The sequence below is a fragment of the Sphingomonas sp. SP2 genome (genome assembly GCF_058313385.1).
On the sequence record NZ_JBZFLD010000002.1, the window covers coordinates 131,558 to 149,233 of the forward strand.

General features: G+C 68.3%; 17 protein-coding genes. 7 read left to right on the plus strand and 10 right to left on the minus strand.

What is annotated here, in order from left to right; translation table 11 throughout:
* Nucleotides 1–4 precede the first annotated feature (4 nt).
* Nucleotides 5–1,252, plus strand: coding sequence for a glycosyltransferase (locus AC4GYU_RS11295; protein WP_491087051.1), 1,248 nt, complete (start codon nt 5–7; stop codon nt 1,250–1,252).
* Here AC4GYU_RS11295 and queA read toward each other — a convergent pair.
* The 7 genes from queA to AC4GYU_RS11330 form a co-directional block, all read right to left on the minus strand.
* Nucleotides 1,249–2,280, minus strand: coding sequence for a tRNA preQ1(34) S-adenosylmethionine ribosyltransferase-isomerase QueA (queA, locus tag AC4GYU_RS11300; RefSeq protein WP_491087052.1), 1,032 nt, complete (start codon nt 2,278–2,280; stop codon nt 1,249–1,251). The genes AC4GYU_RS11295 and queA overlap by 4 nt on opposite strands.
* Before the next feature lie 100 nt (nt 2,281–2,380).
* Nucleotides 2,381–2,959, minus strand: a complete 579-nt coding sequence (locus AC4GYU_RS11305) for a peptidylprolyl isomerase (protein WP_491087053.1) — start codon at nt 2,957–2,959, stop codon at nt 2,381–2,383.
* Nucleotides 2,956–3,450: a pantetheine-phosphate adenylyltransferase gene (coaD, locus tag AC4GYU_RS11310; protein ID WP_491087054.1), complete on the minus strand. Its 495-nt coding sequence runs from the start codon at nt 3,448–3,450 to the stop codon at nt 2,956–2,958. Before coaD ends, AC4GYU_RS11305 begins: the two co-directional genes overlap by 4 nt.
* Nucleotides 3,451–3,452: 2 nt before the next feature.
* Entirely contained in the window at nt 3,453–4,361 is a 909-nt protein-coding gene (locus tag AC4GYU_RS11315) for a polyprenyl synthetase family protein (RefSeq protein WP_491087055.1), read from the minus strand.
* On the minus strand, nt 4,358–4,576 hold the full coding sequence (locus AC4GYU_RS11320; RefSeq protein WP_491087056.1) for an exodeoxyribonuclease VII small subunit: 219 nt from the start codon (nt 4,574–4,576) through the stop codon (nt 4,358–4,360). Before AC4GYU_RS11320 ends, AC4GYU_RS11315 begins: the two co-directional genes overlap by 4 nt.
* A gap of 164 nt (nt 4,577–4,740) precedes the next feature.
* Nucleotides 4,741–5,436 carry a cell cycle transcriptional regulator TrcR gene (locus AC4GYU_RS11325; protein ID WP_491087355.1) on the minus strand — a complete coding sequence of 232 codons (696 nt, stop codon included), beginning with the start codon at nt 5,434–5,436 and terminating at the stop codon, nt 4,741–4,743.
* A 111-nt stretch (nt 5,437–5,547) separates the two neighbouring features.
* A complete protein-coding gene (locus tag AC4GYU_RS11330; RefSeq protein ID WP_491087356.1) occupies nt 5,548–6,552 on the minus strand; it encodes an NAD(P)H-quinone oxidoreductase in 1,005 nt (334 codons plus the stop codon).
* Between the two features lie 131 nt (nt 6,553–6,683).
* On the opposite strand from AC4GYU_RS11330, the gene AC4GYU_RS11335 reads away from it, so the two are divergent.
* The 3 genes from AC4GYU_RS11335 (at nt 6,684) to AC4GYU_RS11345 (ending at nt 10,780) form a co-directional block, all read left to right on the plus strand.
* The gene (locus tag AC4GYU_RS11335; RefSeq protein WP_491087057.1) at nt 6,684–6,878 is read left to right on the plus strand and encodes a DUF1192 domain-containing protein; all 195 of its coding nucleotides are present in this window, start codon (nt 6,684–6,686) and stop codon (nt 6,876–6,878) included.
* A gap of 108 nt (nt 6,879–6,986) precedes the next feature.
* A complete protein-coding gene (gene clpA, locus AC4GYU_RS11340; protein ID WP_491087058.1) occupies nt 6,987–9,344 on the plus strand; it encodes an ATP-dependent Clp protease ATP-binding subunit ClpA in 2,358 nt (785 codons plus the stop codon).
* Nucleotides 9,345–9,475: 131 nt separating this feature from the next.
* Entirely contained in the window at nt 9,476–10,780 is a 1,305-nt protein-coding gene (locus AC4GYU_RS11345) for an SLC13 family permease (protein WP_491087357.1), read from the plus strand.
* On the opposite strand, the gene AC4GYU_RS11350 is transcribed toward AC4GYU_RS11345, so the two are convergent.
* Complete coding sequence (locus AC4GYU_RS11350; protein WP_491087059.1) at nt 10,777–11,256, minus strand: hypothetical protein; 480 nt, start codon at nt 11,254–11,256, stop codon at nt 10,777–10,779. The two genes, AC4GYU_RS11345 and AC4GYU_RS11350, sit on opposite strands and share 4 nt — an antisense overlap.
* 61 nt (nt 11,257–11,317) lie before the next feature.
* A complete protein-coding gene (locus AC4GYU_RS11355; RefSeq protein ID WP_491087060.1) occupies nt 11,318–13,228 on the minus strand; it encodes a potassium transporter Kup in 1,911 nt (636 codons plus the stop codon).
* Nucleotides 13,229–13,449: 221 nt separating this feature from the next.
* Here AC4GYU_RS11355 and AC4GYU_RS11360 point away from each other — a divergent pair, with 221 nt between their 5' ends.
* From AC4GYU_RS11360 to AC4GYU_RS11370, 3 genes are all read left to right on the plus strand, one after another.
* Complete coding sequence (locus AC4GYU_RS11360) at nt 13,450–15,147, plus strand: M28 family metallopeptidase (protein WP_491087061.1); 1,698 nt, start codon at nt 13,450–13,452, stop codon at nt 15,145–15,147.
* A 94-nt stretch (nt 15,148–15,241) separates the two neighbouring features.
* Nucleotides 15,242–15,865, plus strand: a complete 624-nt coding sequence (locus AC4GYU_RS11365) for a glutathione S-transferase family protein (RefSeq protein ID WP_491087062.1) — start codon at nt 15,242–15,244, stop codon at nt 15,863–15,865.
* An 83-nt stretch (nt 15,866–15,948) separates the two neighbouring features.
* A complete protein-coding gene (locus AC4GYU_RS11370) occupies nt 15,949–16,806 on the plus strand; it encodes a dienelactone hydrolase family protein (protein WP_491087063.1) in 858 nt (285 codons plus the stop codon).
* Between the two features lie 95 nt (nt 16,807–16,901).
* On the opposite strand, the gene AC4GYU_RS11375 is transcribed toward AC4GYU_RS11370, so the two are convergent.
* Nucleotides 16,902–17,633 carry a Bax inhibitor-1/YccA family protein gene (locus AC4GYU_RS11375; protein ID WP_491087064.1) on the minus strand — a complete coding sequence of 244 codons (732 nt, stop codon included), beginning with the start codon at nt 17,631–17,633 and terminating at the stop codon, nt 16,902–16,904.
* Between the last annotated feature and the right edge of the window lie 43 nt (nt 17,634–17,676).

Below are 17,676 nucleotides of genomic sequence, written 5' to 3' on the forward strand. Positions count from 1 at the left end.
GCGCATGGCCCGGATCGCGCTCATCTGCCCGCCGTTCGCGGCGCACCTCGCCTGCTTCGAGGCGCTCGGCCGGGAACTCCTCGCCCGCGGCCACCAGCCTTTCTTCCTCCTCAATGCCGGCGCCGGCGTGCCGACCCGGCGCTTCCCCGCCCACCAAGTCGCGGAGCGGCCGGGCGATCCCGACATCGCCGACGTGCTCGACCGGGCCGAGCAGCCCGGCGGGATCGGAGCCATCTTCCAGACCATCGCCGACAGCGCGGCGCTGACCGACCAATTGTGCGACGGCGGCCCGGCCCGGCTTCGCGAGCAGGGCGCCGAAATGATTATCGGCGACCAGATGGAGCCCGCCGCCTTCCTCCTTGCCGAGGCGCTCGGCCTGCCCTTCCTCGGGGTCGCCTGCGCGGTGCCGATCGATCCCGCGCCGGGCGTGCCCTTGCCCTTCCTCGACTGGCCCTACCAGCCGCAGGCCGAGGCCAAGCTCCGCCGCACCGCCGCCATCGGCGATCTCCTCAGCCGCAAGCAGAACGAAACGCTCGCACGCTGGAGCAAGCGGTTCGGGATCGCGCCGCGCCGCCGCCTCGCCGACTGCCTCGGGGCGCACCAGGTCGCGCAGATGGTCCCGGCGTTCGACTTTCCCCGGCCCGGGCCCGCGCCCTTCCTTGCCGTCGGCCCGATCCGGGCGGCGGGCGAACCGCGTTCCTTGCCCTTCGCGCCGCCGACGGACCGGCCGCTCGTCTTCGCGACCATGGGGACGCTGCTCGGCGGCAACCTGAAACTCTGGCGCGTGATCGCCCGGGCCTGCCGCGAAGCCGGCGCCGCGCTCGTCGTCGCGCATGGCGGAAAGCTGGGTGACGCCGAGGCGGCGTCGCTCCACGCGCACCATGTCGCGTCCTTCCTGCCCTATGCCGAGACGATGGCCGTGGCGGACCTCGTCATCACCCATGGCGGGAGCAACACCGTCCTCGATGCGCTGGCGGCGGGTACGCCGCTACTGGTCCGCCCGGTCGGCTTCGACCAGCCGGGCAACCTCGCCCGGATCCGTCATCACCGCCTTGGGGAGAAGCTCGAAAGCCTGCATCGCCCGGCGCGGATGGCGGCGCAGATCCGCCGGGTCCTCGCCGATACGGCGATGCACGAGCGGTGCGCGGCGGTCGGAAAGGCGCTGACGAACGCCGGCGGCACGCCGCGCGCTGCCGATTATGTCAAGCAGATCCTCAGCCGAGCGGAAGCCGACCGCCGCGCCGCGGGCTAGCGAGCCGGCAGCAACAGACTCGAGTCGCCGTAGCTGTAGAAGCGATAGCCATTGGCGATGGCGTGGGCGTAGGCCGCCTTCATCACGTCGAGCCCCATCAGCGCCGAAACCAGCATGAACAAGGTCGAGCGCGGCAGGTGGAAGTTGGTCATCAGCCCGTCGACCGCCTTCACCTTCGTGCCCGGCGTGATGAAGATCGCCGTATCGCCCTCGAAGGGCTGGATGCGCCCGTCGTCGTCGGCCGCGCTTTCGAGCAGCCGAAGCACCGTCGTCCCGACCGCGATGATCCGCCCGCCCGCATCCCGCGCCGCGTTCAGGCGCTCGGCGGTGGCCACGTCGATCCGGCCCCATTCGGCATGCATCCGGTGGTCGGCGGTATCGTCGGCCTTGACCGGGAGGAAGGTCCCCGCCCCGACGTGGAGCGTCAGCGTCTCGCGGGCGATGCCCCGCGCCTCGATCGCCGCGATCAGTCGCTCGGTGAAATGGAGCGAGGCGGTCGGCGCGGCGACCGCCCCGTCGCGCGCCGCGAACATGGTCTGGTAATCGGCCGCGTCGGCCTCGTCGATGGCGCGCTTGGACGCGATATAGGGCGGCAGCGGCATGGTCCCGGCGCGGTGAAGCAGTAGCTCGACCGGCTCCTCCCCGGTGAAATGGAGCAGCAGCGCGCCATCCTCGCCCTTATCCTCGGCGATCGCCTCGACCCCGCCGCCGAAGGTGACCGTGTCGCCGATCCGTACCCTCTTTGCGTTGCGCACGAAGGCCCACCAGCGCCGCAGGTCATGGCGCTTGTGAAGGGTCGCGCCGATCTTGGCCTCGCCCCGCCGCCCTTCGAGCTGGGCCGGGATGACGCGCGTGTCGTTGAAGACGAGGACGTCGCCGGGCTGGAGCAGGTCGGGAAGGTCGAGGACCGTCCGGTCGGACATGGCCTCGCCCTCGACCAGCAGCAGCCGCGCCGAATCCCGCGGCCGCGCGGGACGCAGCGCGATATTCGCTTCGGGGAGGTCGAAGTCGAAGAGGTCTACTTTCATGGGAGGCGCGCTTAGCCCCCTCCGGCCCTCCGGGCCACCTCCCCCAAGGGCCTGGGGGAGGAACAGATACGGCGCTCCCCCCGGACGACGGGGGACTGGATCAGCCGCCCAGCGTCGCGCGGACGATCTTGGCGGGCTCCGCCGGCGGCTCGCCCGGGGTGATCTTGTCGACATTGTCCATGCCGCTGATCACGCGCCCGAAAACGGTATATTTGCCGTCAAGCGACACGCGCGGGACGAACATGATGTAGAACTGGCTGTTGGCGCTGTCGGGCTCGCTCGAGCGGGCTGCGGCGACGGTGCCGCGAAGATGCGGAAGCGTGTTGAACTCGGCTTTGACGTCGGGGAGCGGCGAACCGCCCGTGCCGTCGCCCTTGGGATCGCCGCCCTGCGCCATGAAGCCGGGAATCACCCGGTGGAAGGTCAGCCCGTTGTAGAAGCCCTGCCGGGTCAGCGTCTTGATCCGCTCGACCGCCAGCGGCGCGGCGTCGGGGCGGAGCTGGATGACCACGCTTCCGCCGGTCGACAGCTCGAGCGTCCAGCGGTTGGACAGGTCGGCCGCGACCTCGGCCGGGGCATTGATCGGGAGCACCGCCGGAGCGGCCACGGGCTGCGTCTTGGCGGCAAGGGCCGGAGCGGCGACCAGCGCCAGGAGCGGCAACGCGAACTTCAGCTTCATTTCTTCCCCTCTTGCCCGATCCGGGCAGCGACGTCCGCGGCCACCGCGGGCGTGACGAATTTGTCGATGGCGCCCCCGTAGCGGGCGATTTCTTTCACCAGCCTTGACGCGATCGGCTGGAGGCAGACGTCGGCCATCAGGAAGACCGTCTCGATCCGGTCGTTCAGTTGCTGGTTCATGCCGGCCATCTGATATTCGTATTCGAAATCGGCAACGGCGCGCAGCCCGCGCAGGATCATCGCCGCGCTCTGGCTTTCGGCAAAGTCCATCAGCAGGCTGTCGAAGGCGACGACGCTGACATTGGCGAGGTCGGCGGTCTCCCGCTCGACCATCGCCATCCGCTCCTCGGTGGTGAACATCGGCTGCTTGGAAGGATTGGTCGTGACCCCGATCACCAGCCGGTCAACCAGCCGGCTGCCGCGCCGGATGATGTCGAGATGCCCGAGCGTGATGGGATCGAAGGTCCCGGGATAGACTCCGGTGCGCTCCATCGTCAGCGGTCCCGCTCGACGGCGTAGCGGGCGATGGCGCGAAGGAGATCGGCTTCCTCGCCATGGCCGTGGAGATGCTCGATCGCCTGCTCGACCAGCATGCTCGCCTGCTGGCGCGCGCGGTCGGCACCGAGCAGCGAGACGAAGGTCGCCTTGCCGGCCTCCTCATCCTTGCGCAGCTTCTTGCCGGCGGCTTCCTCGTCGCCCTGCGTATCGAGGAGGTCGTCGGCGATCTGGAAGGCGAGCCCGACGTTGCGGGCATAACCGCGATAGCGGGCGCGGCCCTCGGGGGCGACGCGGCCCATGATCACCGCCGCCTCGACCGCATATTCGATCAGCGCGCCGGTCTTGAGCTGCTGGAGCCGGGTGATGGCGTTGAGGTCGAGCGTCTCGCCCTCCGCCGCGAGGTCCATTGCCTGCCCCCCGCCCATGCCGTCGATCCCGCTCGCCTTGGCCAGCTCGAGCACGAGCTCGGAGCGGACGAACGGATCCTCGTGGGTCGCCTCGTCGGCGAGCAGTTCGAAGGCCAGCGCGTGATAGCAGTCGCCCGCGAGCACCGCGGTCGCCTCGTCAAACGCCTTGTGGACGGTCGGCTTGCCCCGGCGAAGGTCGTCGTCGTCCATGCAAGGAAGATCGTCGTGGATCAGGCTGTAGACGTGGATTGCCTCGATGGCCGCCCCGGCGCGGAGCGCGCGGTCCTCGTCGATCCCGAACAGGCGCGCGGCGGCGACGGTGATCAGCGGCCGCAGGCGCTTGCCCCCGCCGATCCCGGCGTGGCGCATCGCGGCGCACAGCCGGTCGCGCCCGTCGCAGCGATCGGCAAGCGCATCCTCGAACAGGCGGTCGACCCCGGCGGCGATGCGTTTGGCTTCGCCGAGAAGGTCGGTGGCTTCGGCCACGCTGGCCATCATTGCGCCTCGAACGGGCGCGTCCCGGCCGGCTTGCCGTCAGGGCCGAGCGCGATCGCGTCGATCCGGGCCTGGGCCGACTTCAGCCGCTCCTCGCACAGGCGCTTCAGCCGGTCACCCTCCTGATAGAGGTCGATCGACTGGTCGAGCGGCGCTTCGCCACGTTCCAGCAGGCGGACGATTTCCTCGAGCCGCTGAAGCGCGGCTTCGAAGGTCATGTGTTCGGGGGCAGAGGCCATGGCTAGGGATTAGCTGGCGGACGTCGTTTGGCAACACCCCAAAGCCGTCATGCCGGGCTTGATCCGGCATCCCGCTTCTTTCCTTTCACGGCCAGGAAGCGGGACCCCGGGTCGAGCCCGGGGTGACGAGGGGTGGGAGCGCCTTACTCCGAGATCTTGCGGAACGGGTCGGCGATGCCGGGCACGATCTCGCCCGGGGCAAGGCCACGCTCGTCGCGCTGGGCGTCGAGCGCCGCGGCCTCGGCGTCACGGGCATGCTGCTCGCGCTCGGCGCGGAGCTGCTCGATCAGGCTCGCGCGATCGGTGTCGAGGCGGCCGTCGTCGACCTGCTCGATACCGGCGGCCTTCTGTGCCTTGGCCACCGCGGCATCGAGCTCGCGCTGGCTGGTGAGGCCGAGCGTCACCGGATCCTTGGGCTGGATGTTGGCGATGTTCCAGTGGCTGCGGTCGCGGATCGCGGCGATGGTCGTGCGGGTGGTGCCGATCAGCTTGCCGATCGCGCCGTCCGTCACTTCCGGATGGTTCTTGATGATCCAGGCGATTCCGTCAGGCTTGTCCTGGCGCTTCGAGACCGGCGTGTAGCGCGGACCCTTGGTGCGGGTGACGGCCTCGGGCGCCTTGTGCATCTGCAGGCGATAGTCGGGGTCGGCCTGGCCCTTCTCGATCTCTTCGTGGGTCAGTTCGCCCGACCGGAGCGGGTCGCGCCCGGTCAGCTTGGTCGCCGCGGTGTCGTCGGCGATCGCCTGCACCTCGAGGATGTGAAGACCGCAGAAATCGGCGATCTGCTCGAAGGTCAGCGCGCTATTGTCGACCAGCCAGGCGGCGGTCGCGTGCGGCATGAGCGGGGTTGCCTGCGGGGCTTGGGCCATGATCCTTGGTCTCCGGACACAAAAAGGGCCGCCCCGTGAGGAGCGGCCGAGCATGGATTTGCGATTACAGCGCGGCGCGCGTCAGGGCAAGGCTTGTGTGGTCAGCACGATCTTGCCGACATGATCGCCCGCTTCCATCCGGGCATGGGCGGCGCTGGCGTCGGCAAGCTTGAAGGTCCGGTCCATCACCGGGCGCAGCTGCCCGCTCTCGACGAACGGCCAGACCGTCCGCCGCAGTTCCTCGGCGACGAGCGTCTTGAAGGCGAGGCTGCGCGGCCGCAGGGTCGAGCCCGTGAGCGTCAGCCGCCGCCGCATGATGTCGAGGAAGCTCACCTCGGCCGAGACCCCGCGCTGGGTGGCGATCGAGACGTGGCGCCCGTCCTCGGCCAGCGCGGCGAGGTTGCGCGGGACATAGTCGCCGCCGACCATGTCGAGCACGACATTGACCCCGGCCCCGCCGGTCAGCCGCTTCACCTCGGCGACGAAGTCCTGGCTCTTGTAGTTGATCGCCGCCGCCGCGCCGAGCTTCAGCGCCGCGGCGCATTTGTCGTCGCTGCCGCAGGTGACCACGGCCTTGACCCCGAAGAGGGAGCAGAGCGCGATCGCCATGGTCCCGATCCCGCTGGTCCCGCCATGGATCAAAGCCCACTCGCCCTCGGCCGCGAAGCCGCGCTCGAACAGGTTGATCCAGACGGTGAAGAGCGTCTCGGGCAGCGCCGCGGCCTCGGCCAAGGGCAGCCCCTCGGGCACGGGGAGCGCGGTGCCGGAAGGCGCGATCGCATATTCGGCATAGCCACCGCCCGCGACCAGCGCGCAGACATTGGTGCCGATGAGGTGGGTCGCCCCCTGCCCGGCCGCGACGACTTCGCCCGCGATCTCGAGGCCGGGAATGTCCGATGCGCCCGGTGGCGGCGGATAGAAGCCGCGGCGCTGGAGGACGTCGGGACGATTGACGCCGGCGGCGGCGACCCGGACGAGCAGTTCGCCCGGACCCGGCTCCGGCACCGGGCGGACCCCCGCGACGAGGGCCTCCGGTCCGCCGGGCGTGCGCACCTCGATCACCGTCATGACGTCAGGCAAATCCATCGGCTGGTAGTCCCCTGAATCCACGTTCCGGCCCTGCCTTAGTCGCTGCCGCGCACCGGCAAAGCGAAAAGTTGGGGATGGTGGCCCCGAGGCCCGTTGACTTGGAGGGTTTCTCACCCGACCTTTGGCGCATGGACGATGATTTCTTCTCGTCACGCCCCGACGATCCCTTGGTCCTGCTGGCCCGCCAGGACCTCGATCCGCTGAGCCAGCATGAGCTCGACGAGCGGATCGTGGCGCTCGAGGCCGAGATCGCGCGGGTCCGCGCTCACCAGGAAGCGGCGTCGCAGCACCGCTCGGCCGCCGATGCGCTGTTCAAGCGCTAGCCCGGCCCTCTTCATTCATTTCGCCGCCCTTGCAGCGGCCGCAACGCCTCACGAAATAAGAAGTTAAGGAAGCCGGGAGCTTGCTGTTCCCGGCCAAGGAGTTTCCGAATGCCCAGTTTCGCCCGCGAGCTCGAACAGACCCTGCACAATGCGCTTGGGGAGGCGAGCCGCCGCCGCCACGAATATGCGACCCTCGAGCATCTGCTGATGGCGCTGATCGACGATGCCCACGCCTCCAAGGTGATGACCGCCTGCGGGGTCAACCGCGACGAGCTGAAGGCGACGGTCAAGCAGTATCTCGACGGCGAGCTCGGCGCGCTCGTCGCCGACAGCGGCACCGACCCGACGCCGACGAGCGGCTTTCAGCGCGTGGTCCAGCGCGCGATCCTTCACGTCCAGTCGTCGGGCCGCGACGAGGTCACCGGCGCCAACGTGCTGGTCGCCCTCTTCTCCGAACGCGAGAGCTATGCGGTCTATTTCCTGCAGCAGCAGGACATGAGCCGCCTCGATGCGGTCACCTACATCAGCCACGGGGTCGGCAAGGGCGAGAGCGCCGATGGGCAGCAGCCCCCGGCCGGCGCCGACGCGCCCGAGACCAAGTCCGACAAGTCGACCGGCGACAAGAAGGAAAGTGCGCTCAAGCAGTTCACCGTCGACCTCAACGAGAAGGCCAAGATCGGCAAGGTCGATCCGCTGATCGGCCGCATGGCCGAGGTCGACCGGACGGTGCAGATCCTCTGCCGCCGCTCGAAGAACAATCCGCTCTATGTGGGCGACCCGGGCGTCGGCAAGACCGCCATCGCCGAGGGCCTCGCGCGCAAGATCGTCGAGGGCGACGTGCCCGAGGTGCTGAAGCCCGCGGTCATCTATTCGCTCGACATGGGCGCGCTCCTGGCGGGTACCCGCTATCGCGGTGACTTCGAGGAAAGGCTGAAGTCGGTCGTGTCGGAGCTCGAGAAGCTGCCGCACGCGATCCTCTTCATCGACGAGATCCACACCGTGATCGGCGCCGGCGCGACCAGCGGCGGGGCGATGGATGCGTCCAACCTCCTGAAGCCCGCGCTCTCGAGCGGCGCGATCCGCTGCATCGGCTCGACCACCTACAAGGAGTTCCGCAACCACTTCGAGAAGGACCGGGCGCTGCTCCGGCGCTTCCAGAAGATCGACGTCAACGAGCCAACGGTCGAGGACACGATCAAGATCATCGCCGGCCTGCGCTCCTCCTTCGAGGAGCATCACAAGGTCCGCTACACCCCCGACGCGATCAAGTCGGCGGTGGAGCTATCGGCGCGCTACATCCATGACCGCAAGCTGCCGGACAAGGCGATCGACGTGATCGACGAAGTCGGCGCGATGCAGATGCTGGTGCCGCCGACCAAGCGGAAGAAGGTGATCACGCCCAAGGAGGTCGAGGCCGTGGTCGCGACCATGGCGCGGATCCCGCCGAAGAGCGTGTCGACCGACGACAAGAAGACGCTCCAGAACCTCGAAGCCGACCTCAAGCGGGTCGTGTTCGGGCAGGACCTCGCGGTCGAGCGGCTGGCGTCGGCCATCAAGCTCAGCCGGGCGGGCCTGCGCGATCCCGACAAGCCGATCGGCAACTATCTCTTCTCGGGGCCGACCGGCGTCGGCAAGACCGAGGTCGCGCGCCAGCTCGCCTCGATCCTCGGCATTCCGCTGCAGCGGTTCGACATGTCCGAATATATGGAGCGCCACTCGGTCAGCCGGCTGATCGGCGCGCCTCCGGGCTATGTCGGCTACGACCAGGGCGGTCTCCTGACCGACGCGGTCGACCAGCAGCCGCACAGCGTGCTCCTGCTCGACGAGATCGAGAAGGCGCACCCGGACCTGTTCAACATCCTTCTTCAGGTGATGGACAACGGCAAGCTGACCGATCACCACGGCAAGACCGTCGACTTCCGCAACACGATCCTGATCATGACCACCAATGCCGGCGCGTCGGACATGGCCCGGGAATCGATCGGCTTCGGCGCGGCCTCCCGCGAGGACGTGCAGGAAGATGCGATCCGCAAGATGTTCACGCCCGAGTTCCGCAACCGCCTCGATGCGGTGGTGCCGTTCGGCTACCTGCCGCCGGCGGTGGTCGCGCGGGTCGTGGACAAGTTCATCCTCCAGCTGGAGTTGCAGCTGGCGGACCGCGGCGTCCATATCGAGCTCGACGACGAGGCGCGCGAATGGCTGACCGCCAAGGGCTATGACAAGCTCTACGGCGCACGGCCGATGGGCCGCCTGGTCCAGGAGAAGATCAAGCAGCCGCTCGCCGAGGAGCTGCTCTTCGGCAAGCTCGTCCATGGCGGCGAGGTGAAGGTCCGATTGAAGGACAATCAGCCCGTGTTCGAGATCACCCCCGCGGCTCCGGCCAAGGCGGCGAAGAAGAGCGGCGGCAAGGCGCGCAAGGCCAAGCCGAGCGCTCCTGCCGGGGAGACGCCGCCCGCCGCCGAATAAAGGCGCGGGCAGCATCGCCTGACACGAGACAGGGCGCGGGAGGGACCTTCCGCGCCCTGTTTCGTTTGTCCTGCAATGATCATTGCGTGCTGCCGGAACCCGGCCCTCGAACCTTGCCGGACCTGATCCCGCTGCTGACGCCGCAGGTGATCACGCTCGCCGTGCTGGTCGCGGTGGTCGCCGCGCTGATCCTCGACAAGGGCCGGTCCGACGTCATCGCCTTGTCGGGTGCGGCGGTGCTGCTGATGACCGGCGTGGTCCGCCCGATCCAGGTCCAGAGTGCGTTCGCCAGCCCGGCGGTGATCACCCTCGCCTCGCTGTTCGTCATCGCCTTCGCGATGGAGGTGGCGGGACTGCTCGATTCCGGCATCCGCGCGCTTGTCGCCTTGTGCCGGCGGATCGGCCGCGCCGGCCTGTGGCTGCTGATCGCGGTCGGCGGGGCCGCCTCCTCGGTGCTCAACAACACGCCGATCGTCGTCCTCCTCGCGCCGGTCATCAAGGATTCGGCCGAGCGGATGGGGATTTCGGCCAAGCCCTTCCTCATCCCCCTCTCCTACGCGACCATCCTCGGCGGGGGCTGCACCCTCATCGGCACCTCGACCAACCTCCTCGTCAACGATGTCGCAGGAGCGGCCGGGCAGACCAAGTTCGGGATCTTCGAGATCACCCCCGTCGGCCTTGCCGTGGCGCTTGCGGGCGGCCTCTATCTCCTGCTCTTCAGCAGCCGCCTGATCGACACGTCGGATGCGCCCGATGCCCCCGAGCCACCCCGGGTCGGCGCGACCAATGCCGCGGGGGGATTGCCGGGCGACGCCTCCGCCTTCGCCGAGGAACGCCCGCTCCAGCCGCTGAAGGCGATCGTATCATTGCTAGTGTTCGTCGCGGTGATCGTCGCCGCGGCGGTCGGGATCGCCCCCATCGCCGCCTGCGCCTTCGCCGGCGCGATCCTCCTCATCCTGCTGCGCGTGCTCACCGCCGACGAGGCTTATTCGGGGCTCCGGCCCGACGTGCTGATGCTAATCGCGGGGATGCTCGTCCTCGGCATCGCGCTGCGCACCTCGGGCGTCGCCGAGACCATCGCCGAGGCCTTGATCGGAAGCGTCGACGGCCTTCCCCCACTCGCCGCGCTCGCCCTGCTCTACGTCGCGGTGCTGTTCCTGACCGAGATTTTGTCGAACGCCACGGTGGCGGTGCTGTTCACCCCGATCGCGGTGTCGATGGGCGAGGCGCTGTCGGTCAGCCCCCGCCCCTTCCTCGTCGCGACCATGCTCGCCGCCAGCGCCGCCTTCGCCACCCCGTTCGGCTACCAGACCAACGCCCTCGTCTATCAGCTCGGGCGCTACCGCTATCTCGACTTCGTCAAGCTGGGGATGCCGCTCAACCTCGTCACCGCGGCGACGGCGATCGCGGTCATCCCCCTCTTCTTCCCCTTCTAGGGCCTGCTGCTGTCGATCTTGATCTGCCCCTGCGTCCCGCTTCCGCCGGGCGCGAAGCTCATGGTGAAGCGGTCGCCATTCTTCGACGTACCCTGGACCCCCTCGCCCTCGGCCACCGCCTCGACGCCCTTGGCCTTGAACTGCTCGAGGAAATAGCCGCGCACCGCGTCGGGCGCGGCCGGGGCGGTGAAGCTCATGTCGACCAGCGCCTTGCCGTCCTCGGCGTCGAAGTTGAAGCCGGTGACGTCGGCGCCCGGGTACATCTTCACCCCGTCGATATCGAAATTGGCATTCTTCATCATGCCCTCGGGCAGTTTGATCGTGCCGTTGGCGAAGGGCAGGTCGAACTTCACCTGGCCGTCGGCCGTCCCTGCCACGGCCACTTTCTCGGGGCCCTTGGCCGGCTTGTCGGTATCGAAGTTGACGTCGCAGGCGGCGAGGCCGACGAGGACGGGAAGCAGCATCAGGGACTTCATGGACGACACTCCAACTGTGTTGCCATAGCAATACAGCGGGACAGCAAGGCCCGTCAATGCCTCAGATGGCGACTTGGCTTCCGAGTTCGACCACGCGGTTGGGCGGCAGCTTGAAGAAGTCCATCGCGGTCGCCGAATTGCGCATCATCCAGCCGAACAGCCGCTCGCGCCACCGCATCATGCCCGGCCGCGCCGACGGCAGGATCGTCTGGCGCGACAGGAAATAGCTGGTGGTCATCGCGTCGCAAACGCCGATGCTCGCCTTCGCCGAGCCAAGCGCGGCGGGAATGTCGGGATCTTCCGAGAAGCCGTAGCGGACCACCACCCGCGCCAGCCCGGCGCCGAGCTGCTCGACGCTGACCCTCTTGTCCTCGGCGACGAACGGCACGTCGAGCACCTTCACGGTGGTCAGCAGCACCTTCTCGTGGAGCACCTGATTGTGCTTGAGATTGTGCAGCAGCGCCGGCGGGATCCCGACCGCGGCGCTGGTCAGATAGACCGCCGTCCCGCGGATCCGGTGGACGCCCTTGCCGACCGATTTCACGAACACCTCGAATGGCATCGCCGCTTCGGCGAGCTGCGCCCGGACCAGCTGCCGCCCGCGTGCCCAGGTCGTCAAAAGGGTGAAGCTCGCCAGCGCGACCACCACCGGGAACCAGCCCCCGTCCATGAACTTGGTGAGGTTGGACGCGAAATAGGTGAGGTCGACGCCAGCCAGCAGCAACAGCAGCGGGATGCTCACCCAGCGCGGCCACTGCCAGTGCTGGGTCAGCAGCACCGCCAGCATCAGCGTGGTGATCGCCATCGTCCCCGTCACCGCGATCCCGTAGGCGCTGGCGAGGTTGGAGCTGTTGCGGAAGACCAGCACCAGCACGACCACCGACAGGAACAGCGCCCAGTTGATCAGCGGCACGTAGATCTGCCCCTCGGCGGTGCGGCTGGTGTGGCGGATGGTCAGGCGCGGCATGAGGCCGAGCTGGACCGCCTGGCGGACCACGCTGAAGGCGCCGGTGATGACCGCCTGGCTGGCGATCACCGTCGCGACCACTGCGAGGATGATCAGGGGCAGCCGCCATTCCTCGCTCGCCAGCAGGTAGAAGGGATTGGCGACCGCGGTCGGATCGCGCAGCAGCAGCGACCCCTGGCCGAGATAATTGGTCATCAGCGCGGGGAAGGCGACCAGCAGCCAGGCCAGCCTGATCGGCGTCTTCCCGTAATGGCCGAGGTCGGCATAGAGCGCCTCGGCGCCCGTCACCGCCAGCACCACCGAGCCGAGCGCGAGGAAGGCGAACCAGGGATCGTGGAGGATGAAGCGCATTCCCCAGACCGGCGACAGCGCGCGGAGCACGTCGGGCCGCTCGATCACGGACAATAGCCCCAGCAGGGTCAGCACCAGGAAATAGACCAGCATGATCGGCCCGAAGATGGCGCCGACCGAGGCCGTCCCGTGCCGCTGCACCGCGAACAACAGTAGGATGATCAGGAGCGCGCTCGGCATCGCATAAGGGAGGAAAGCGGGGTTGATGGTCCCCACGCCCTCGACCGCCGAGAGGACCGAGATGGCCGGAGTGATCATCGCGTCGCCGAAGAAGAGCGCGGTCGCGAACACGCCGAGGATGGTGAGCCCCGCGGTCCAGCGGCGCTTGTCGCCGTGGCGCGACAGCAGCGCGAGCAGCGCGAGGCTCCCGCCCTCGCCCTTGTTGTCGGCCCGCATCATGATGATCACATATTTGAGCGTCACCACGACCATGAAGGTCCAGAAGATGATGCTGAGCACGCCGAGCACGCGCTCCTCCATCACCGGCATCGGATGGTGGCCGACGAAGCTTTCCTTCAGCGCGTAGAGCGGCGAGGTGCCGATGTCGCCGAACACGACGCCGATCGCGCCGAGGGTGAGCAAGGGGGTCGAGCCGCGCGGCGCATGGGCGTCGGCGGGCTGGCCGGGCGACCCGGCCGTCGTGTCATCGGTCATGGGAAGCTTGGGAAACCTGTGCCTGTTGAACCCTGGATCAGGGGTCGTCGTCTTGCGGGCGGCGGCCTCGATTCGAAGCCATATACGCCGAAAACCAACATTTGTTGCAAGTGCGAACTGAGCCCGCCCAAGGCGCGAACCTGCGCGCGCCCCCTTTTCACGGCCTCCGCGGCGGCGCATGAAACCGCCACTCGTTCGATTCCACCACTTGGAGTTCGCCAGTGATCCGTCCCGCCTTCCTCCTTGCTGCCACCGCGCTCGCCGCGACCCCGCTCGCCGCGCAGACCTTCTCGACCACGCGTGTCGCGCAGGACATCAAGACCCTGTCGAGCGATGCCTATGAGGGTCGCGGCCCGGCCACCGCGGGCGAGGCCAAGACCGTCGCCTATCTCGTCCAGCAGCTTCGCGCCGCCGGGGTCCAGCCGGGCGGCGAAGTGATCGACGGCAAGCGCCAATATACCCAGCGCGTGCCCCTCCTCCAGTCCGACTGGAGCAGCGATCCGGTGCTGACGCTGCAGGGCGGCGCCGCTGCCGGCCGGCTTGCGCAGGGCACCGACATTGCCGTCCGCGCGCCGCTCAACGGCCAGGCCCAGCTTCGGATGGACAATGTGCCGCTGGTCTTCGCCGGCTACGGCACGCAGGCACCCGAGCGCCAGTGGGACGACTTCAAGGGCCAGGACGTCCGCGGCAAGATCCTCGTCGTCTTCATCAACGACGCCGACTTCGATGGCCCGATCGGCGATGGCGGCCCCGACTTCGGCGGCAAGGCGATGACCTATTACGGCCGCTGGACCTACAAGTATGAGCAGGCCGCCAAGCTCGGCGCCGCCGGCGTGATGATCGTCCACGAGGACGCCCCCGCTTCCTACGGCTGGAACACGGTCAAGAATTCGAACACCAACACCATGTTCGACGTGGTCCGCCAGAACCCGGGCGCGTCGCACCCGGCGATGGAAAGCTGGATCACCAAGGCGACCGCCGAGAAGATCTTCGCCTCGGCCGGAATGACCCTCGCGCAGGCCAAGGCCATGGCCCGCCGCCGCGACTTCAAGCCGGTCGACCTGCCCGTCCGCTTCAGCGCGACCGGCAATGCCACCGCCAAGACCATCACCAGCTACAATGTCGTTGGCCTGCTGCCCGGCACAAAGCGCCCCGACGAGACGGTCATCTATTCGGCCCACTGGGACCATCTCGGCATCGGCCTCCCCGACGCCAACGGCGACCGGATCTACAATGGCGCGCTCGACAATGCGACGGGCACCGCCCACGTGCTCGAGCAGGCGCGCTGGTTCGCCAAGCAGCCGCGCACGGCGCGAAGCCTCGTCTTCCTGTTCGTCACCGCCGAGGAGAAGGGCCTGCTCGGCTCCGAATATTATGTCTCCAACCCGCTCTATCCGCTGAGCAAGACCGCCGGCGTCCTCAACACCGACGGCGGCGCGCTCTACGGCCGGGCGCGCGACTTCTCCATGTCGGGGTCGGCCAAGCTCGGCCTGCTCGACATGCTGGTCGCCGAAGGGGCCAAGCAGAACCGCACCTATTCGCCCGACGAGAAGGTCGAGGCGGGCTATTTCTTCCGCTCCGACCACTTCCCGTTCGCCAAGCGCGGCGTTCCGGCGATCAGCTGGCGCGGCGGTGCCGACCTCGTCAATGGCGGCAAGGCCCGCGGCCTCGCCCTCAACGAGGACTATACCGTGAAGCGCTACCACCAGCCCGACGACGAGTTCGATCCGAGCTGGGATTTCACCGGCCTCGCGCAGGATGCGCAGCTGCTCCACAACGTCGGCCGCGACCTCGCCAACAGCAACGCCTGGCCGAACTGGAGCGAGGACAGCGAATTCCGCGGCGCCCGCGACACCAGCGCCAGCGATCGCGGCGGCGCGGCGGCCCCGGCGACCACCACCGCCGGCGAACGCGGCTGATCGATCGGCAAGGCGGCCGGCTTCATCCCCGGCCGCCTTGCCATCGCCCTGCGGCGGGGCCTATGTTCCCGTTGCGTTCTGCAGGGGAAGAAACATGGCCGACCTGATTTTCTACACCAATCCGCAATCGCGCGGGCAGATGGTCCGGTGGATGCTCGAGGAAGTGGGCGCGCCCTACACCACCGAGATCCTCGACTATGCGACGACCCTCAAGGGCGACGCCTATCGCGCGATCAATCCGATGATGAAGATTCCGGCGATCCGCCACGGCGACAAGGTGGTGACCGAGGTCGCCGCCATCTGCGCCTATCTCGCTGATGCCTTCCCCGACGCCGGGCTCGCCCCCGCCACGACCGAGCGGGCGGATTATTACCGCTATCTTTTCTTCGCCGCCGGCCCACTCGAGATGACCTTCAGCCTCAAGGCCATCCAATATGAGCCGCCCGCCGAACGCCAGCGGATGTTCGGCCACGGCAACGAAGCTTTGGTGTTTGAGGCGCTCGACCGGATGCTCGGCGACCGGGACTATGTCACGGGCCGCTTCTCCGCCGCCGACGTCTATCTCGCCTCGCAGCTCGGCTTCATGATGATGTTCGGGATGATCGAGGGTTCGCCCACCCTCAAGGCCTATGTCGCGCGCTGTACCGATCGCGACGCTTATCGCCGGGCCAAGCAGATCGACTCGGAAGCGGCCGAGGCGATCAAGGCCTCGGCCTGACCGCCCGACCCCGGCCTTGTCCCGGGGTCCCACCTCGGCTTTGCTGCGCCTAGGGTCGGGGAAGGCATCGAGGAGGATTTCGGATGAACGACGAACTCAAGGCGCAGGCGATCGAACTCTACGACCGCTTCACCCATGAGGGCATGGAACGGCGCAGCTTCATGGCCCGCATGGTCGCGCTTGCGGGAAGCGTCGCCGCCGCCGAGGCGCTGATCGGCGCGATCGCCGCCTCCCCGGCCGCCGCCGCCATCGTTCCCGCCGACGACAAGCGCCTCACCACCCGCGACCAGACCATCGCCGGGACCAGGGCCTATGTCGCCGAACCGCGCAGCCGCAGCCTCAAGCCGACGGTCATCGTCATCCACGAGAATCGCGGCCTCAACGACCATATCCGCGACGTCGCCCGCCGCGCGGCGCTGGCCGGCTATCGCGCGGTCGCGCCCGACTTCCTGACCCCGCTCGGCGGCACGCCCGCGAACGAGGACCAGGCGCGCGAGCTGATCGGCAAACTCGACCTCGCCCAGGCGTCCGCCGCCGGGGTCGCCATGGCCCGCGAGCTGGCGAAGAGCAGCCGTGGCGGCAAGGTCGGCGCGGTCGGCTTCTGCTGGGGCGGCGCCTATGTGAACCGCCTGGCGGTCGATGCCGGGGCCGACCTCGACGCCGGGGTCGTCTATTACGGCACCGCGCCCGACCCCAGCCAGGCCGCGAAGGTCCAGGCCCCGCTGCTGATCCAGTGCGCGGGCCTCGACGAAAGGGTCAACCGGACCGCCTTCCCCTGGGTCGAGGCGCTGCGCGCCGCGGGCAAGACGGTCACCTTCCAGCTCTACGACGGCGTCAACCATGCCTTCCACAACGACACCTCGGCCGAACGCTATGACAAGGCCGCTGCGGACCTCAGCTGGAAGCGCACCCTCGCCTTCTTCAAGCGCCACCTCGGCTGACACGAAAAAGGGCCCGGCAGTCGCCTGCCGGGCCCTTCCCGTTTCGATGCCTTCGACGACACGCGTGAAGCGTGCCGCCGAACGGCTCAGCTCAGTTAGCGGCGGTCGCCGAGGAACTGCAGCAGGAAGGTGAACATGTTGATGAAGTCGAGGTAGAGGTTCAGCGCCCCCATGATCACGACCTTGCCCATCATGTCGGTGCCGGCGACATAGGCGTACATGCTCTTGATCTTCTGCGTGTCGTAGGCGGTGAGGCCCGCGAACAGCAGGACGCCGATCGCGCTGATCGCCATCTGCAGCGCACTCGACTGCAGGAACAGGTTGATCAGCATCGCGACGAACAGGCCGACCACGCCCATGATCAGGAAGGTGCCGAAGCCCGACAGATCACGCTTGGTGGTGTAGCCCCAGAGGCTGAGGCCGGCGAAGGCCGCGGCGACCGCGAAGAAGGTCGTGGCGATGCTCGTCCCGGTGTAGACCAGGAAGATCGAGCTCATCGACAGGCCCATCACCACCGCGAACGCCCAGTAGAGCGCCTGCAGCGTCGAGGTCTTCATCCGGTTGAGGCCGAAGCTCATCGCCATGACGAAGGCCAGCGGGGCGAAGATGATCACCCAGCGCAGCGGCGTCGACAGCACCTGCGCCGCCATTCCGCTCGAGGCGAACAGCAGGGCGACGATGCCCGTGAGCAGCACGCCCGAAGCCATGTAATTGTAGACCGACAGCATGTAGGACCGAAGGCCCGCGTCGCGTGCGACGCGAGGCACGCCGACCGAGGCGGCCGGCTCGTAAGCGGTCGTCGTTCGCGGGTCAGACCAGTTCTGCATCTCAAGCTCCATTGTCGGCGGACCAAGATGGCCCGTCCACGTG

What these genes read in the sequence shown, in the direction of transcription:
- AC4GYU_RS11295 (WP_491087051.1), top strand. Translation starts at nt 5, where the DNA reads ATGGCCCGGATCGCGCTCATCTGCCCGCCGTTCGCGGCGCACCTCGCC.
- queA (WP_491087052.1), bottom strand. Translation starts at nt 2,280, where the DNA reads ATGAAAGTAGACCTCTTCGACTTCGACCTCCCCGAAGCGAATATCGCG.
- AC4GYU_RS11305 (WP_491087053.1), bottom strand. Translation starts at nt 2,959, where the DNA reads ATGAAGCTGAAGTTCGCGTTGCCGCTCCTGGCGCTGGTCGCCGCTCCG.
- coaD (WP_491087054.1), bottom strand. Translation starts at nt 3,450, where the DNA reads ATGGAGCGCACCGGAGTCTATCCCGGGACCTTCGATCCCATCACGCTC.
- AC4GYU_RS11315 (WP_491087055.1), bottom strand. Translation starts at nt 4,361, where the DNA reads ATGATGGCCAGCGTGGCCGAAGCCACCGACCTTCTCGGCGAAGCCAAA.
- AC4GYU_RS11320 (WP_491087056.1), bottom strand. Translation starts at nt 4,576, where the DNA reads ATGACCTTCGAAGCCGCGCTTCAGCGGCTCGAGGAAATCGTCCGCCTG.
- AC4GYU_RS11325 (WP_491087355.1), bottom strand. Translation starts at nt 5,436, where the DNA reads ATGCCGCACGCGACCGCCGCCTGGCTGGTCGACAATAGCGCGCTGACC.
- AC4GYU_RS11330 (WP_491087356.1), bottom strand. Translation starts at nt 6,552, where the DNA reads ATGGATTTGCCTGACGTCATGACGGTGATCGAGGTGCGCACGCCCGGC.
- AC4GYU_RS11335 (WP_491087057.1), top strand. Translation starts at nt 6,684, where the DNA reads ATGGACGATGATTTCTTCTCGTCACGCCCCGACGATCCCTTGGTCCTG.
- clpA (WP_491087058.1), top strand. Translation starts at nt 6,987, where the DNA reads ATGCCCAGTTTCGCCCGCGAGCTCGAACAGACCCTGCACAATGCGCTT.
- AC4GYU_RS11350 (WP_491087059.1), bottom strand. Translation starts at nt 11,256, where the DNA reads ATGAAGTCCCTGATGCTGCTTCCCGTCCTCGTCGGCCTCGCCGCCTGC.
- AC4GYU_RS11355 (WP_491087060.1), bottom strand. Translation starts at nt 13,228, where the DNA reads ATGACCGATGACACGACGGCCGGGTCGCCCGGCCAGCCCGCCGACGCC.
- AC4GYU_RS11365 (WP_491087062.1), top strand. Translation starts at nt 15,242, where the DNA reads ATGGCCGACCTGATTTTCTACACCAATCCGCAATCGCGCGGGCAGATG.
- AC4GYU_RS11370 (WP_491087063.1), top strand. Translation starts at nt 15,949, where the DNA reads ATGAACGACGAACTCAAGGCGCAGGCGATCGAACTCTACGACCGCTTC.
- AC4GYU_RS11375 (WP_491087064.1), bottom strand. Translation starts at nt 17,633, where the DNA reads ATGCAGAACTGGTCTGACCCGCGAACGACGACCGCTTACGAGCCGGCC.